Origin of the sequence: Thiocapsa rosea (assembly GCF_003634315.1) — a bacterium.
Taxonomy (GTDB): domain Bacteria; phylum Pseudomonadota; class Gammaproteobacteria; order Chromatiales; family Chromatiaceae; genus Thiocapsa; species Thiocapsa rosea.
This window is the reverse complement of record NZ_RBXL01000001.1, coordinates 3,842,326-3,856,849: the sequence shown is the minus strand read 5'-3', so window position 1 is coordinate 3,856,849 and position 14,524 is coordinate 3,842,326. Positions and strand designations below refer to the sequence as shown.

Here is a 14,524-nt window from a genome sequence, read left to right as displayed (position 1 = left end):
GGACGCATCGGGAGCGGACCAAAGGGCCGACCGGGTGCGGGTGACGTCTCGAGCGGGAGTCGCGATCGGCATGGATAGCCTCATCTTTGCGGTCTGTCCGGTCGCGGGATTATACCGGGCAGAGGCTTGCGGGTAGAATTCACGGTCCGTTTCATCACTCGAGACCCGAAGACCATGCGATTGTTTGGATATCTGATCCTGTTCGCGCTGATCGGCTACGGCATCTGGCCCTACTTTACGGTCTTCCGTCTCGATGAAGCCATCAATCAAGAGGGTACGGCTCAGCTCGCCACCATGGTGGACCTGCCGGCGATCCGTGCCAATTACAAGGCGCGGGTCACCGCGGGTGTGGACGGCATTTTTCCCTCGGGCGATCCGGAAAGCGTCATGAGCTGGATCCGCCAAAACGTCGACCGCCTCGGCGACTCCGCGCTCGAGCAGGCGATCACCCTGCCCTGGGTGCGCGACACCCTGCGCGGCGCGGTCACGCAAGCCACCGGCCAGAGTCCGCCCTATCTGCTCGGCGGGATCGACTTCGCCTTTTTCGAGTCCTACAACCGATTCCTCATCCGCATCGGCGATTTGGGCCGTTCGCCCACCCATGTGCGGATGACGCTGCAGGGCACGGACTGGAAGATTACCGACATCATCGACTGAGTCGGCGTTCCCGCCACCCCGGCCACGACCCGCGGCCACGGCATCTATCTTAGCTTGTAAACCGTGTCTCACCGAGCTCGAGGACCTCTCCGAAGCCAAACGCAACATGAAAATGTTTGAAGCGTCAAGACCGGATAAGATGACCGGCATCGTCAATCCACAAGAGGACACCTCGATGACCTCGAGCAGCGGTCCGCGTCACGCCAAGACCGGCAAACCCATCGACAGCGCCAAGCTCGACCGCGTGGTCGCCGACGCCCGCAAGGCCAGCGACGAGCGTGCCGCCGGCTATCGCGAGCAGGCGCTGAAACTCTACGACTGGGTCTGCGGCCGGTGTGCTCGCACCTTCACCCGCGAGAACCTGCGCGAGCTGACCGTCCACCATAAGGACATGAACCACGACAACAATCCGCCCGACGGCAGCAACTGGGAGCTGCTCTGCGTCTATTGCCACGACAACGAGCACCAGAAGTACGAGGAGCACCTTGCCTCTCTGGCCGGCGGCCGAGTCGCCAAGCCGGGCGTCGCCGGAAAGCAGACGACACACAACCCCTTCGAAGGGCTGGCCGATCTGCTGAAGAAAGACGGCTAAACCGCGTCCGGTGTGTTCCATGGCGTCTCGCACGAGAGCGAGATCACTGAAACCAACGCGCGCGGGAGCGGATGCGGTTTAGGCTTTTCTTTGAGCCGGTGCGTTGGAGTGTGCATGGAAGGCTGGTGACATTCGGAAAGCCGATTACACTTGAAGAGGAGCGTCAATAAGCGAATGAGGTTTGCGATGGACAACCACGACTATCAAAGCCTGTTGCTCGCAGTGGATTTCGAGAAGGAGAGCGAACCGGTCGTCGCCCGTGCTCAACGGCTCAAGGCAGCGCTCGGGGCGCGACTGTATCTCCTGCATGTGGTCGAGCATGTCCCGCCGACGATGGAGTACATGCCGGTCGGATATGCCGGGGACGTCGCCGTTCCGGAGAACCTTGATCTGGAAGAGGAGTTGCTGGCGATTGCTCGGCGCGAGATCGACAGCCTGGGCGAACGGCTGGACGTGCCCATCGCGGATCGCTTGGTCCGTGTCGGTCCGACAGGACGCACGATCGACGAGGTCGCAAGCGAGTTGGACGTCGATCTCGTGGTGATCGGCAGCCGCGGACGCCACGGCTTTTTGGGGCTCTTCGGGTCGACCGCGCGCTCGGTCCTGCGCAACCGATCCTGCGACGTGCTCTGCGTGAAGATCGACGAGGCCGGCTAAACCGCGTCTTAGCGAGATCGAGGATATCTCCAACGCCAAACGCAACGTGAACATGACGCAGATCGCTCTGGAGGCGGTTTAGAGCCTCAGATCGGCACCCACAAAGCGGCAAGGGCGAGAACGATCGCTGCCATCGCCCCGGCGATCACGTCGTCGAGCATGATGCCGAGGCCGCCGGGCACCTTTCGGTCCGCCACACTCACCGGCCAGGGTTTCCAGATATCGAAGAGCCGGAAGAGAACAAAACCGGCGAGGATCCAGAGCCATCCGGCCGGTGCGGCGACCATGGTCAGGAGAAAGCCGACCCACTCGTCCCAGACGATCGCGGAGGGGTCTTTGGAGCCCATATCGCGTGCGGTGCGCTCGCAGGCCCAGATCCCGACGAGCATAAAGAGGACCAGCAGGCCGACATAGAACGGCCAGGCGAGCGGACTCAGGAGCAGATAGAGCGGAATCGCGGCAAGCGTGCCGGCTGTTCCGGGCGCGCGCGGCGACAATCCCGAGCCGAAACCGAAGGCGATCCAATGATGGAGTCGTCGCGGATTGAAGCCGGACTTAAAGCCACTTGGGGACATGCCGTCAGGTGTTGTCCGAGAAATGGTCATAACCGGCATTCGTCAGCGTGATGGATTCGCCGCTCGGCATGCGCGCGACCAAACCGGGCTCCGGACGGATCCTCCCGACCACCGAAAGGGCGCAGCTCAAGGTATTCCCCAAGGATCCGATCAGCGACGCCTGCTCGGGGGGCGCACAGAAACACAGCTCGTAATCATCGCCGCTCGACAGCGGCAGCGACCAATCGCCCTCGGATGCAATCCGGCTTGCCACGGCGGAAGACAGGGGCACGGCCGCGAGGTCGATCTCGGCCCCGACACCGGATGCTGCGAGGATATGACCGAGGTCCCCGGCAAGACCATCCGAGAGATCGATCATGGCCGTGGCGATCCCGCGCAAGGCGGACCCGAGCGCGACGCGCGGGTCCGGGCGTTCCAGTCGCGCACGCAGAGCCGGATCGACCGGATCGCCCTCGCGCAAGTGCCGAAGCGCGAGCCCGGCATCGCCCAGCGTCCCGCTCACCCAGACGAGGTCGCCGGGGCGGGCGCCGTCGCGACGCACCGCCGCCGCGGGGCGCACCAGACCATGGACCTGCACGGTCACGCTCAAGGGGCCGCGCGTGGTATCGCCGCCCACCAAACGCACCCCGTAGGTTCGGGCCAGGTCGCCGAAGCCGCGCGCGAATGCCGCGAGCCAGTCGTCATTGCGCTCGGGCAGGGTCAAGGCCAGGGTCGCCCAAGCGGGTGAGGCGCCCATCGCGGCCAGATCGCTCAGTCCGACGGCCAGGGACTTGTGTCCGACGGCTTCGGCATCGCAGTCATGAAAGAAGTGGATCCCGGCGACCAGCGTGTCGATGCTGACCGCCAGGCTCAGGCCGACAGGGACCTCAAGCAAGGCACAGTCGTCGCCGACGCCGAGCAGGACATCGGCACGATGCGCGCCGAGATCGGCAAAAAAGCGGCCGATCAGGTCGAACTCGGAGCGCGGTTGATTATCCATCGGTCGTTTCTGCAGATCCGGGGGGCGCAGCGTTGCCCGTCACCCTTCGGAACACCGTCGGATGAGCGTTCGGGCCGAGCCGGCGCCATGAACACACCTGCGGTGCCACGCTCGACTAGACCGGCCGACCCGACGTCACCGCGTGCGCGCGCGCGACCTTGTCGAGCACGCCGTTGACGTACTTGTGCCCCTCGTGGGCGCCGAGCAGCTTGGTCAGCTCAACCGCTTCGTTGATGGCCACACGATCCGGGATGGAATCGGAGAAGAGGATCTCGAAGGCACCGAGACGCAGGATCGCAAGCTCCACCGGATCGACCTGGCTGATGGGTCGGTCGAGGACCCGGTCAAGCTCGGTATCGATCTCCGTGACATGGATCGGAACACCTGTCAGCAGTTGATCCAACAGCTCCATGTTGAAGTTGAACCGCTCCTTGGCATCGGGCGGGGCATCGTCGTCCTCGGCCCCGTTCAGCGAGCCGGCAACGGCATCGAGCCACTCGGGGTCATCGAGGAGATGCCGTTTGATCTCCATGGGGTCTTCGCCGGTCAGACGCCATTGATAGAGCGCCAAGGCGGCATAGCGGCGTGACTGGCTGCGGGGATTGATCGTCATCTCAATCGAGCTGCCGCAGGAGGTCGACCATCTCGATGGCGGACATGGCCGCCTCTGCGCCCTTGTTGCCGGCCTTGGTGCCGGCACGCTCGATCGCCTGCTCGATGGTGTCGACGGTGAGGACGCCGAAGGCGACCGGGATGGCGTACTTGAGGCTGACCTGAGCCATGCCTTTGACGCATTCGCCGGCGACGTATTCGAAGTGTGGAGTGCCGCCGCGGATCACCGCACCCAGCGCCACAATGGCGTCGAAGCTACCCTTGGCGGCGATGCGCTCGATGGTCACCGGCATCTCGAAGGCACCGGGCACGCGCACGATGGTCAGCGCGTCATCCGTCGCACCGTGGCGCTTGAGGGTGTCGATGGCGCCTTTCTCGAGCGCCTCGACCACGAAACTGTTCCAGCGCGACACCACCAGGCAGAAACGCGCATTGTCGGCGCGCATGGCGCCTTCGATCGTCTTGATAGTCATTGGTTGGCTCGTCTCGATTCAAAACGCAAAGGCGCACAGGGCGCGAAGGGTTTCGAACCGAATTCTCGGAAGCTGTTCTTATCGACGAGGTGTCGGCAATTCGTGCATCGCCACCTCGTCATCCTTTGCGCCTTTGCGGTTCGACCTCTCCGTCGCGACATCCGCCAAGGCTTAGCTCGGTGGACCGCTCGCCGGCCTCCCGCCAGTGTACTCCACGACCTCGAGATCGAAGCCCGAGATGGCGTGCATCGCCTTGGGCGCACTCATGACGCGCATCTTGCGCACGCCGATATCCGAGAGGATCTGGGCGCCGATCCCGTAGGTCCGCAGGGCGTTGCGGTCTTGGCGGCGCGCGGGCACCACGTCGTCCTCGTCGTGGAGCTGGAAGTCCTTCAGACGCGCCAGCAGGTCGGCGGCGCTGTCGCGGTTACGCAGTACCACGATCACGCCCTCGCCCGCAGCAGCGACCTGTTTCATCACGTCCTGCAGCGGCCAGCCGCAGGCGTTGTGACGCGTGCCGAAGAGGTCGCACAGGGTGTTTTGCAGATGCACCCGAACCAGGGTCGGGCGTTCCGGGCTGATCTCGCCCAGGGTCAAGGCCAGATGGATCTCGTTGTCAATACTATCCCTGTAGGCCACCAGGCGGAAGGTCCCGTAATCCGTGCGCAGCTCGCACTCGCATTCGCGCAGGACCGCCTTCTCGTGCCGAACCCGATAGTGGATCAGGTCCGCGATGGTGCCGATCTTCAGCCCGTGCGTCTCGGCAAAGGCTTCGAGGTCCGGCCGGCGCGCCATCGAGCCGTCCTCGTTGAGGATCTCCACGATCACCGCAGCGGGACTGTAGCCGGCGAGCCGAGCAAGGTCGCATCCGGCCTCGGTATGGCCGGCCCGCACCAAAACCCCGCCCGGCTGGGCCATGAGCGGAAAGATATGTCCGGGCTGAACCAGATCCTTCGGCTGCGCATCCGTCGCGACCGCGGCCTGGATGGTTGTCGCCCGGTCGGCTGCCGAGATGCCGGTCGTTACGCCGCGTGCCGCCTCGATGGAGACGGTGAAAGCGGTGGAATGGGCGGCCTGATTGTCGCTGACCATCATGGGCAGGCGTAGACGCTCGCAGTGCTCCTTGCTGAGGGTCAGGCAGATGAGACCGCGCCCGTATTTGGCCATGAAGTTCACGGCCTCCGGGGTCACGCGATCGGCCGCCATGAGCAGATCGCCCTCGTTCTCGCGATCCTCGTCGTCCATGATCACGACCATCCGCCCCGCACGGAGCTCCTCGATGATCTCTTCGGTACTGTGGAGGCCTGAATTACCCATGACTCAAATATCGTCCGAACGAAAGCCCGTTAGTTTAACAAAGTCGGGACCGAGAAACGCTCGACGATCCAACAGCGTAGGATGGGTAGAGCGCAGCGAAACCCATCCTCCCCGCTCCAACGCCGCGAACAAAAAGCATGAAAACCCATCCTTCCCGCTCCGATCCCATCGGGCGGCCGACCCGAAATGCAGTGGTCCGGAGGATCGGTTTCCGTGCGCTCAACCCTTCCTGCGAGCTGCGGAGTTTTGGAGGATGGGTTTCGCTTCGCTCTACCCATCCTACGGCGAATGTCGATCATCCGTCGCCGGATCTCGCAAAACCATGCTGCGCGAGAAATCCCATGGTGAGTCCCGGCTTCGCCGTACCGCTCTCGGCCGCGGCATCGCCCAGCAGCAGGCGCTCCAGATAGCGCGCGATCAGGTCCACCTCGAGGTTGACCCGAGTGCCGCTGCGGTAGCCGCCGATAATGGTCTCGGTCAGCGTATGGGGCACGATATTGAGCTCGAAGACGGCGCCGTCCACCTGATTGACCGTCAGGCTGGTGCCGTCCACGCAGATGGAGCCCTTCGGCGCGATATAGCGTGCCAGCTCCGCCGGGGCCTGGATGCGCAGCCGCCAAGACCGCGCATCCTCGCGCTGCTCGATGATCTGCCCGACTCCGTCGACATGACCGCTGACCAGATGGCCGCCGAGCGGGGTCGCCAAGGTGAGGGCCGGCTCCAGATTGACCGGGCTGCCGGGCGTGAGTGTGCCGAGCGTCGTGAGCGAGAGGGTTTCGCGCGAGACATCCGCGGCAAAGCCGTGAGCATGAAGCTCGACAGCGGTCAAGCAGATGCCGTTGACCGCGATGCTGTCGCCGAGCGCCGCGTGCGTGAGATCGAGCTTTCCGGCATCGATCGAGAGGCGCACGTCGCCGCCGCGCGGCTCAAGTCGTGCGATGCGACCGATGGATTGGATGATTCCGGTGAACATGATGAGTGGGGAGTGATGAGTGATGAGTGATGAGTGATGAGTGGTGTGATTAAACCAGTGCACGGTCGCTGCCGGCCGGCTCCGGGCGGGCGGTGATGCGAAGATCTCGGCCTACCGCACGGACATCGGTGATCGCGAGCGGGATGCGATCGCACATCCGATCGAGTCCGGGCAGGGTGAACAGACCGCGTCCCGCATCGCCCATGAGGTGCGGGGCGAGGTAGATCAGGATCTCGTCGACCAGACCTGCGGAGACGGCCGCGCCGGCGAGGGTCGGACCCGTCTCCAAGAGCACCTCGTTGATCTCGCGGCGGCCCAGCTCCTTCAGAAGCGCGCCGAGATCGACCCGCGCCGAGTCACCGGGACAGAGATACACCCGGGCACCTGCGCCCTTCAGTTCGGCCATCCGCCCCGGATCATCGAGCGCCCCGACGATCAGGGTCGACCCGGACAGGGTCAGGATGCGGGCGCTCGGCGGCGTGCGCCAACGGCTGTCGAGAACAACCCGTAGCGGCTGGCGAATCGCCTCGCCCGGACCCATCCCCGGCAAGTCCTCCGCACCGAGACGGACATTCAGGCTCGGATCATCCGCCAACAGAGTCCCGATCCCGGTGAGGATCGCCGAGCTGCCGGCGCGCAGGCGTTGCACGTCGCGGCGTGCGGCCTCGCTCGTGATCCATTGACTCTCGCCGCTCGCCATCGCGGTCCGTCCGTCCAAACTCGCCGCCAGCTTGCAGCGCACATAAGGACGGCCCTGCTCCATCCGCTTGATAAAGCCCGGGTTGAGCGCGCGCGCCTCGGCCTCAAGCAGGCCGGTCTCGACCGCGACACCGGCCTCGGCGAGCAGTCGCAAACCCCGCCCGGCGACCAGTGGATTCGGATCGACCATCGCGCAGACGACACGCCCGACCCCGGCCTCCAGCAGACCGTCGGTGCAGGGCGGCGTGCGGCCTTGATGACAGCAAGGCTCGAGCGTCACATACGCGGTCGCGCCGCGGGCACGCTCGCCCGCCTCGATCAGGGCGTGGCGCTCGGCATGCGGCTCGCCGGCGCGCCGATGCCATCCCTCGCCGACGATCCGGCCGTCGCGCACGATCAGGCAGCCAACTCGCGGGTTGGGATCGGTGGTAAAACGCCCCAGCTCGGCGAGCTGGATGGCCCGCGCCATAAAGGCATGGTCGGCGCCCGGGCCCGTACTGTCCTCTGGCGCGTCATCCGGCCCGGTCCTCAAGGCTTGGCCTCCAGCTCCTGGAGCAGATCCAACTGCTGACGCTTCACCTCGGGCGTGGGCTGTTGCTCGAGCCGCTCGATCTCCTCGCGGAAGGCGGCGACGTCCTCGAACTTGCGGTAGACGGAGGCGAAGCGCACGTAGGCGACCTGATCGAGCTGGCGCAGCTCCTCCATCACCAGTTCGCCGATGCGCAGCGCCGGGACCTCGCTCTCGCCGCTCGACATCAACTTGCGCTGGATCCGCCACATAGCGCTGTCGACCTGATCCGTGCTCACCGGCCGCTTCTCCAGCGCGCGCATCATCCCGGAGCGGAGCTTGCTGCCGTCGAAGGGCGTACGGCTGCCGTCGCGTTTCACGACCCGCGGCAGGTTCAGCTCGGCCGTCTCGAAGGTCGTGAAGCGCTCGTGGCAGACAACGCACTTGCGCCGTCGGCGCACTTGGTCGCCCTCACCGGAAAGACGCGAGTCCACCACCTTGGTGTCCTGGGCGCCGCAGAAGGGGCAGCGCATTCAACGCTCGTAGACAGGAAAGCGTTTGCAGAGCGCCAGCACCTTGGTCTTGACCGCATCAATGGTCGCCTGATCGCCGCGCGCATCGATCAGATCGCACATCCAGTCGGCTAGATCGCGCGCCTCGTCGGTCCCGAAACCGCGAGTGGTGATGGCGGGCGTGCCGATACGGATGCCGCTGGTGACGAAGGGCGATTGCGGATCGTTGGGCACCGCGTTCTTGTTGACCGTGATGTAGGCCGCGCCCAACCAGGCGTCGACGTCCTTGCCGGTCAGACCCTGCTCGATGAAGCTGACCAGGAAGAGGTGATCGTTCGTCCCGCCCGAGACCACGTCGTAGCCGCGCGAGAGAAAGACCTCGGCCATCGTCTGGGCGTTCAGCAGGACCTGCTGCTGGTAGACCTTGAAGCCGGGTTCCAACGCCTCTTTGAAGGCCACCGCCTTGGCGGCGATCACATGCATCAGCGGACCGCCCTGCGTGCCCGGGAAGACCAGCGAGTTGAACTTCTTTTCAAGCTCGGGGTTGGCCTTGGCCAGGATCAAACCGCCGCGCGGACCGCGCAGGGTCTTGTGGGTGGTAGTCGTGATCACGTCGGCGATCTGCACCGGGCTCGGGTAGATGCCTGCGGCGACCAGACCGGCGACATGCGCCATGTCGACCATCAGATAGGCGCCGACGGCATCGGCGATGGTCCGGAAACGCGCCCAGTCTACGACCCGCGAATAGGCCGAGAAGCCGGCGATGATCATCCTCGGGCGATGCTCGTGGGCCAGACGCTCGACTTCGGCGTAATCGATCTCGCCGGTCGCCGAATCCAGTCCGTATTGGACCGCGTTGTAGATCTTGCCCGAGAAGTTCGGCTTGGCACCGTGCGTGAGGTGACCGCCGTGCGCCAGGCTCATACCGAGCACCGTGTCGCCGGGCTCGCACAGCGCCATGAAGACCGCCGCGTTGGCCTGGGAGCCGGAATGCGGCTGGACGTTGGCATAGTCGGCGCCGAACAATTCTTTGGCGCGCGCGATGGCGAGGCTCTCGGCCACATCCACGTACTCGCAGCCGCCGTAGTAGCGCTTGCCGGGATACCCTTCCGCATACTTATTGGTCAGAACGCTGCCTTGAGCCGCCAAGACACGCGGGCTCGCGTAGTTCTCGGAGGCGATGAGCTCGACGTGCTCCTCCTGGCGACGCTCCTCGTTTTGGATTGCACCCCAAAGCTCAGGATCATAGTCACTGATCTGCATGCTTTTCTCGAACATCGTTCATTCCCCCGGCGGCGCAAAGCCGCACAGTGTATCGATTTTGCAGTCCCGCGTCGCTATCTCGCCCGCACAGCCCGCACAGCCCGCACAGATCTGAAGAAGTGAGGGAGATCGCGAGGATTGGCAATCCCGCGGGGGACGGGTTTGAAGGGAATCGGTCTCGCTCCGAGCGAGAACCGCGCCCGGGATCGTCGACTTGCAGTCGACCCGCTGGCCGCAAGGCCAGCGCAAGAGGTCGACTGCAAGTCGACGATCCCGGGGGTGTCGGATGTCTAAACCGAATCGCACGAAACAGGGTTTACCGTGCCGGTCGAATTGTCATGACTATAGATTCGGCAAGCGGCGGCGGCAAATCCTACCGGCCTGGGCAGGAATCCCGAACGCCGGTCAGTCTGGACTGAACGATGCCCGGCATGCGAGATTTCGACAGCCTGACCCAAGGGGATACTCGATGACACCCGAAGTCGATTACGACCGGGACTTTTATGCCTGGATTGCACGCAATGTCGCGCTGCTGCGCGCAGGACGCGTCTCGGAGGTCGACGCGGAAAACATTGCCGAGGAGCTTGAAAGCATGGGAAAGCGCGACCTGAGGCAGTTGAGGAGTCGGAGCCGGCGCGGTCACACCAATCCAACACACGACGCATATCGCACCGAGCGCGGTTTAACCCGATGCAGGCGCTTCGCGGTGTAGAATTGCGGCCCGATCAGACCGACATGGCCATCATGGACCAGTCGACAGCACACCGCCGGGGCCGCAGACGATGACCGAAACCATCCACAACGTCGATCACGCCGAGATCAACAAGTTCGAGGAGCTGGCCTCGCGCTGGTGGGATCCGCACAGCGAGTTCAAGGCGCTGCACGAAATCAATCCGCTGCGCCTGGACTATATCGAGCGCGCGGCCGGCGGGCTGACCGGCAAGCGCGTCCTGGACGTGGGATGCGGCGGCGGCATCCTCTCCGAGTCGATGGCGTTGCGCGGGGCCGATGTCACCGGGATCGATATGGGCGCCATGCCGCTGCGTGTCGCCGAGCTGCATACCCTCGAGAGCGGCGTGGAGGTCAGCTACCGGCTCGTACCGGTCGAGGTGCTTGCGGCGGAGCAGCCGGACAGCTTCGATCTGGTCACCTGCATGGAGATGCTCGAGCACGTGCCGAGTCCGGCCTCGATCGTGGATGCCTGCGCGCGTCTGGTGCGTCCGGGCGGGACGGTGGTCTTCTCGACCCTCAACCGCAATCCCAAGTCCTATCTCTTCGCGATCCTCGGCGCCGAGTATGTAATGGGTCTTTTACCCAAGGGTACGCACGACTACGCCCGCTTCATCCGCCCCTCCGAGCTGCACGCCTGGATCCGCCCGACCGATCTGCGCACCACCGACATGACGGGCATGACCTACAACCCGCTAACCCAAATCTATCGGCTCGATCCCGACAATCTCGATGTGAACTATCTCGTGACCTGCGTGCGCGATTCCGATTGATGCAGGACCCGCAGGCAGCGACCGAGTGGGCCTTTCCGAATCCCGCAACGCCGCCCGGCTCGTCCGCGTACTACAGCGTTCGCTTTGCGCCGGTTGGGTTGCGCGATGATCTGGCCGCGCTGCTCGGCTGGCGTCACCTGGTGCGATCGGTCATCGATGAGGTCTCGGACCGAGGGGTGGCCGCACGCAAGATCGAATGGTGGAACGACGAGATCAAGCAGATCTTCGCGGACACGGGTCGACATCCGCTGGGCGTGCCGCTCGGTCGGCTGATCGCCCGGGCCGAGCTGCCGCGACAACCCTTCGTCGACATCATCATGGGGACGGAAGCGATCCTGGCCGACCGGCACGCGCAGGACGTCGCCGCACTGGCGGCCTTGGCCGATCTGGATCTCGGGGCGCTCTTCGAGCTGATCGCCCGCGCCCACGGCGAGACCACACCGGCCGACTTGGCCACGGCCCGCCGCGCCGGGAGCTATTGCGCAATGGTTGAGATCGTCCGGGACAGCGGTCGCCTGCTCCGACAGGACAGGTGCGGCTTTCTGCCCGAGGATCGAATGAATCGTCACGGGATGAGTCACACCGCTCAGACGCCGACCAAGATCCGCAAGCATTTGGCCCCGCTGCTCGCCGACCTCTCCAAGGACCTAAATGACCATCGTGCCGAGCTGATTCATGACCTTCGCCGTCTGCCCGCCGTGATCCGCATCCGCGTCCGCCTTGCCGATCGACTTCTTGCCGAGATCGCGGCCAGCGGCTTTCAGGTCGCCGACCAGCGGATCGCACTGACCCCGATCCGCAAGCTCTGGAACGCCTGGCGCGAGAGCCGACGTGGCGGGGCACTCGGCTAAACCGCGCCCAGCGCGGTATACGATGTTTTTGGATGGAATCGGCCCCGGCAGACTTGACGACCGATGGAGTCGACGCGGCTCAAGGTATCGAAAAATATATCATTTTAAACCGCGTCTCAGCTAAGGGTTGTCGATGCACGGAACGTCGAACTCACTCGAAAATGAGCATGTCGCTCCGGACGCGGTTTAATCCTCAATGCCGCTGCGCGCGATCGCGGCGATAATGCCCAGTGATGACAACCGAGCAAGAGGCATTTCATCCAATGGACCAAGGACCATCCGACACCGACCGACTCGACGGGCGCGTCATCTTGGTGACAGGCGCCGCCGAGGGGATCGGACGCGCCGTCGCGCTCGCCTGCGCCGCCGCCGGGGCGACCGTCGTCCTGTCGCAATCCAACGAGTCGGACCTGACCGACGTTTACGACCGGATCGAAGCCGACGGCGGGCCTGAGCCAGCGATCCTGCCGCTGAACCCGGAGACCGCGACCGAGGACGACTTCCTCGCTGCCGCCAACGTCCTCGGCAATGCCTTCGGACGTCTCGACGGGCTCGCCCACTGTGTCTCCTATGCGCCCTTCCTCAGCCGCATCGACGACTACGACGCGAGCGAATGGGATCGCGTCATCCGCATCAATCTCACCACGCCGTTTCTCTTGACGCAGGTCTGCATGCCCTTGCTGCGGGCCTCCGAAGACGCCTCCGTGATCTTCACCTCCGACCGCGTCGGCCGTCAGGGGCTAGCCTACTGGGGCGCCTACGCGGCGGCCAAGTTCGGCATCGAAGGGCTCATGCAGGTCCTAGCTGCGGAGATGCGCGAGAACGGGAAGATCCGAGTCAACAGCATCGACCCCGGCGTCGTGCGGACCGCCCTGCGCGCCCGCCTTTATCCCGGCGAGAACGCGCTCAACAACCCCTTGCCCGAGACCATCGCCGGCGTCTACGTCCGCCTGCTCGGGCCGGCCGGACGGGGAACCAACGGCGTGGCGCTTCAGGCGCAAGACCCGGTTTGAGAGGCCCGAGCGCAGCCGATGCGTCAGCAGTGACCGTTGACCTGGAACAAGCCCTCGAACGGCTTCGGGCCGCCGGCCTCTACCGGCGTCGCCGCGTGCAGGACCGTCCGCAGCAGCCGGAGGCCATCGTGGACGGCCGCCCCATGCTGAGCTTCTGCAGCAACGACTATTTGGGTCTCGCCAATCACCCCGAGGTCATCGCGGCATTGCAACGCGGTGCGGAGCGTTGGGGCGTCGGCAGCGGTGCCGCCCATCTGGTCAACGGACACAGCGCCGCCCATCATGCGCTGGAAGAAGAGCTGGCCGATTTCACCGGGCGCCCCCGCGCGCTCCTCTTCTCGACCGGATACATGGCGAACCTCGGGATCATCTCGGCACTGACCGGCCGGGGCGACACACTCTGGCAGGACCGGCTCAATCACGCTTCGCTCCTCGACGGGGCCCTCCTCTCGCGCGCGACGCTGCGGCGTTATCCGCACGCCGATGCGGCCGAGCTCGACCGTCTGATCGGCGACCGAGACACGCGCATGATCGCCAGCGACGGCGTCTTCAGCATGGATGGCGACCTCGCCCCCTTGCCTGCGCTCGCCCTGATCGCACGTCGCGCGGGCGCCTGGCTCCTGGTCGACGATGCACACGGACTCGGGGTGCTCGGCCGCGAGGGCCGCGGGACGCTCGATCATTTCGGACTCGACGCCGAGCAGGTGCCGATCCTGATGGGTACCCTGGGCAAAGCATTCGGGACCTTCGGCGCCTTCGTGGCCGGCTCGGATGCCCTGATCGAGACCCTGATCCAGCGTGCGCGAAGTTATATCTACACCACCGCGACGCCCCCGGCCCTGGCCGAGGCGACACGCACGAGCCTCGCACTCGCGCGTCGCGAGGACTGGCGACGCGAGCACCTGCACGCCCTGATCGCCCGGTTCCGGACGGGTGCGAACCAGCTCGGTCTGCCGTTGTCCGACTCGCCGACGCCCATCCAGCCGCTCATCGCGGGGAGCAGCCACCAGGCATTGTCCTGGGCCTCGGACCTGGAGACCCGCGGGATCCTCGTCGGCGCCATCCGCCCGCCCACCGTGCCGGAGGGCAGCGCACGCCTGCGGGTCTGTCTGTCGGCCGCTCATTCCGAGACCATGGTGGACCGCCTGCTCGACGCACTCGCAGCCCTGCGGCCCGAGAGTGGCGAGTAGTGAGTGGATAGTGGATAGTGGATAGTGGCGAGTGTTCAGTCGATTTTCGGGAAAGCAACTTCCAGCACGTCAGGGCGACTTCAGTCGCCTCAAAGGTTTCTTATGTCGGCGCATTAGGGATGTTAATTCCCGGAAATCACCCTAGTGGCGA

The 14,524-nt window shown here is 65.0% G+C and carries 17 protein-coding genes; 8 read left to right on the top strand and 9 right to left on the bottom strand.

What is annotated here, in order from left to right:
• The first annotated feature begins 174 nt into the window (after positions 1 to 174).
• The 3 genes from BDD21_RS17415 to BDD21_RS17405 all read left to right on the top strand — a co-directional run bounded on the left by BDD21_RS17415 (position 175) and on the right by BDD21_RS17405 (position 1,906).
• Positions 175 to 657 carry a DUF2939 domain-containing protein gene (locus BDD21_RS17415; protein WP_120798226.1) on the top strand — a complete coding sequence of 161 codons (483 nt, stop codon included), beginning with the start codon at positions 175 to 177 and terminating at the stop codon, positions 655 to 657.
• 175 nt (positions 658 to 832) lie between these two features.
• Positions 833 to 1,249, top strand: a complete 417-nt coding sequence (locus BDD21_RS17410) for a YajD family HNH nuclease (protein ID WP_120799989.1) — start codon at positions 833 to 835, stop codon at positions 1,247 to 1,249.
• 186 nt (positions 1,250 to 1,435) lie between these two features.
• The gene (locus BDD21_RS17405) at positions 1,436 to 1,906 is read left to right on the top strand and encodes a universal stress protein (protein ID WP_120798225.1); all 471 of its coding nucleotides are present in this window, start codon (positions 1,436 to 1,438) and stop codon (positions 1,904 to 1,906) included.
• Between the two features lie 86 nt (positions 1,907 to 1,992).
• On the opposite strand, the gene BDD21_RS17400 is transcribed toward BDD21_RS17405, so the two are convergent.
• The 9 genes from BDD21_RS17400 to glyA form a co-directional block, all read right to left on the bottom strand.
• Positions 1,993 to 2,481 (bottom strand): phosphatidylglycerophosphatase A family protein, encoded by a 489-nt coding sequence (locus BDD21_RS17400; RefSeq protein ID WP_120798224.1) that lies wholly within the window; start codon positions 2,479 to 2,481, stop codon positions 1,993 to 1,995.
• 4 nt (positions 2,482 to 2,485) lie between these two features.
• Complete coding sequence (gene thiL, locus BDD21_RS17395) at positions 2,486 to 3,460, bottom strand: thiamine-phosphate kinase (protein ID WP_120798223.1); 975 nt, start codon at positions 3,458 to 3,460, stop codon at positions 2,486 to 2,488.
• Between the two features lie 115 nt (positions 3,461 to 3,575).
• Entirely contained in the window at positions 3,576 to 4,073 is a 498-nt protein-coding gene (gene nusB / locus BDD21_RS17390) for a transcription antitermination factor NusB (RefSeq protein ID WP_120798222.1), read from the bottom strand.
• A gap of 1 nt (position 4,074) precedes the next feature.
• Positions 4,075 to 4,545 (bottom strand): 6,7-dimethyl-8-ribityllumazine synthase, encoded by a 471-nt coding sequence (gene ribH / locus BDD21_RS17385; protein ID WP_120798221.1) that lies wholly within the window; start codon positions 4,543 to 4,545, stop codon positions 4,075 to 4,077.
• Positions 4,546 to 4,716: 171 nt separating this feature from the next.
• Positions 4,717 to 5,862, bottom strand: coding sequence for a bifunctional 3,4-dihydroxy-2-butanone-4-phosphate synthase/GTP cyclohydrolase II (gene ribBA / locus BDD21_RS17380; RefSeq protein ID WP_120798220.1), 1,146 nt, complete (start codon positions 5,860 to 5,862; stop codon positions 4,717 to 4,719).
• A gap of 295 nt (positions 5,863 to 6,157) precedes the next feature.
• Complete coding sequence (locus BDD21_RS17375; protein WP_120798219.1) at positions 6,158 to 6,835, bottom strand: riboflavin synthase; 678 nt, start codon at positions 6,833 to 6,835, stop codon at positions 6,158 to 6,160.
• A 49-nt stretch (positions 6,836 to 6,884) separates the two neighbouring features.
• On the bottom strand, positions 6,885 to 8,003 hold the full coding sequence (ribD, locus tag BDD21_RS17370; RefSeq protein ID WP_120798218.1) for a bifunctional diaminohydroxyphosphoribosylaminopyrimidine deaminase/5-amino-6-(5-phosphoribosylamino)uracil reductase RibD: 1,119 nt from the start codon (positions 8,001 to 8,003) through the stop codon (positions 6,885 to 6,887).
• 59 nt (positions 8,004 to 8,062) lie between these two features.
• Entirely contained in the window at positions 8,063 to 8,575 is a 513-nt protein-coding gene (gene nrdR / locus BDD21_RS17365) for a transcriptional regulator NrdR (protein WP_120798217.1), read from the bottom strand.
• Positions 8,576 to 9,832 carry a serine hydroxymethyltransferase gene (gene glyA / locus BDD21_RS17360; protein ID WP_120798216.1) on the bottom strand — a complete coding sequence of 419 codons (1,257 nt, stop codon included), beginning with the start codon at positions 9,830 to 9,832 and terminating at the stop codon, positions 8,576 to 8,578.
• Positions 9,833 to 10,286: 454 nt separating this feature from the next.
• Between glyA and BDD21_RS17355 the strand changes: the two genes are divergently transcribed.
• The 5 genes from BDD21_RS17355 (at position 10,287) to bioF (ending at position 14,373) form a co-directional block, all read left to right on the top strand.
• Positions 10,287 to 10,529 carry a DUF29 family protein gene (locus BDD21_RS17355; protein ID WP_245969665.1) on the top strand — a complete coding sequence of 81 codons (243 nt, stop codon included), beginning with the start codon at positions 10,287 to 10,289 and terminating at the stop codon, positions 10,527 to 10,529.
• Between the two features lie 70 nt (positions 10,530 to 10,599).
• A complete protein-coding gene (gene ubiG, locus BDD21_RS17350; RefSeq protein WP_120798215.1) occupies positions 10,600 to 11,319 on the top strand; it encodes a bifunctional 2-polyprenyl-6-hydroxyphenol methylase/3-demethylubiquinol 3-O-methyltransferase UbiG in 720 nt (239 codons plus the stop codon).
• Positions 11,319 to 12,170 (top strand): squalene/phytoene synthase family protein, encoded by an 852-nt coding sequence (locus BDD21_RS17345; protein WP_120798214.1) that lies wholly within the window; start codon positions 11,319 to 11,321, stop codon positions 12,168 to 12,170. The genes ubiG and BDD21_RS17345 overlap by 1 nt, the downstream gene beginning before the upstream one ends.
• Before the next feature lie 263 nt (positions 12,171 to 12,433).
• Positions 12,434 to 13,183 (top strand): SDR family NAD(P)-dependent oxidoreductase, encoded by a 750-nt coding sequence (locus BDD21_RS17340; protein ID WP_120798213.1) that lies wholly within the window; start codon positions 12,434 to 12,436, stop codon positions 13,181 to 13,183.
• 29 nt (positions 13,184 to 13,212) lie between these two features.
• A complete protein-coding gene (bioF, locus tag BDD21_RS17335) occupies positions 13,213 to 14,373 on the top strand; it encodes an 8-amino-7-oxononanoate synthase (protein WP_120798212.1) in 1,161 nt (386 codons plus the stop codon).
• Positions 14,374 to 14,524 lie beyond the last annotated feature (151 nt).

What these genes read in the sequence shown, in the direction of transcription:
- BDD21_RS17415 (WP_120798226.1), top strand. Translation starts at nt 175, where the DNA reads ATGCGATTGTTTGGATATCTGATCCTGTTCGCGCTGATCGGCTACGGC.
- BDD21_RS17410 (WP_120799989.1), top strand. Translation starts at nt 833, where the DNA reads ATGACCTCGAGCAGCGGTCCGCGTCACGCCAAGACCGGCAAACCCATC.
- BDD21_RS17405 (WP_120798225.1), top strand. Translation starts at nt 1,436, where the DNA reads ATGGACAACCACGACTATCAAAGCCTGTTGCTCGCAGTGGATTTCGAG.
- BDD21_RS17400 (WP_120798224.1), bottom strand. Translation starts at nt 2,481, where the DNA reads ATGTCCCCAAGTGGCTTTAAGTCCGGCTTCAATCCGCGACGACTCCAT.
- thiL (WP_120798223.1), bottom strand. Translation starts at nt 3,460, where the DNA reads ATGGATAATCAACCGCGCTCCGAGTTCGACCTGATCGGCCGCTTTTTT.
- nusB (WP_120798222.1), bottom strand. Translation starts at nt 4,073, where the DNA reads ATGACGATCAATCCCCGCAGCCAGTCACGCCGCTATGCCGCCTTGGCG.
- ribH (WP_120798221.1), bottom strand. Translation starts at nt 4,545, where the DNA reads ATGACTATCAAGACGATCGAAGGCGCCATGCGCGCCGACAATGCGCGT.
- ribBA (WP_120798220.1), bottom strand. Translation starts at nt 5,862, where the DNA reads ATGGGTAATTCAGGCCTCCACAGTACCGAAGAGATCATCGAGGAGCTC.
- BDD21_RS17375 (WP_120798219.1), bottom strand. Translation starts at nt 6,835, where the DNA reads ATGTTCACCGGAATCATCCAATCCATCGGTCGCATCGCACGACTTGAG.
- ribD (WP_120798218.1), bottom strand. Translation starts at nt 8,003, where the DNA reads ATGGCGCGGGCCATCCAGCTCGCCGAGCTGGGGCGTTTTACCACCGAT.
- nrdR (WP_120798217.1), bottom strand. Translation starts at nt 8,575, where the DNA reads ATGCGCTGCCCCTTCTGCGGCGCCCAGGACACCAAGGTGGTGGACTCG.
- glyA (WP_120798216.1), bottom strand. Translation starts at nt 9,832, where the DNA reads ATGTTCGAGAAAAGCATGCAGATCAGTGACTATGATCCTGAGCTTTGG.
- BDD21_RS17355 (WP_245969665.1), top strand. Translation starts at nt 10,287, where the DNA reads ATGACACCCGAAGTCGATTACGACCGGGACTTTTATGCCTGGATTGCA.
- ubiG (WP_120798215.1), top strand. Translation starts at nt 10,600, where the DNA reads ATGACCGAAACCATCCACAACGTCGATCACGCCGAGATCAACAAGTTC.
- BDD21_RS17345 (WP_120798214.1), top strand. Translation starts at nt 11,319, where the DNA reads ATGCAGGACCCGCAGGCAGCGACCGAGTGGGCCTTTCCGAATCCCGCA.
- BDD21_RS17340 (WP_120798213.1), top strand. Translation starts at nt 12,434, where the DNA reads ATGGACCAAGGACCATCCGACACCGACCGACTCGACGGGCGCGTCATC.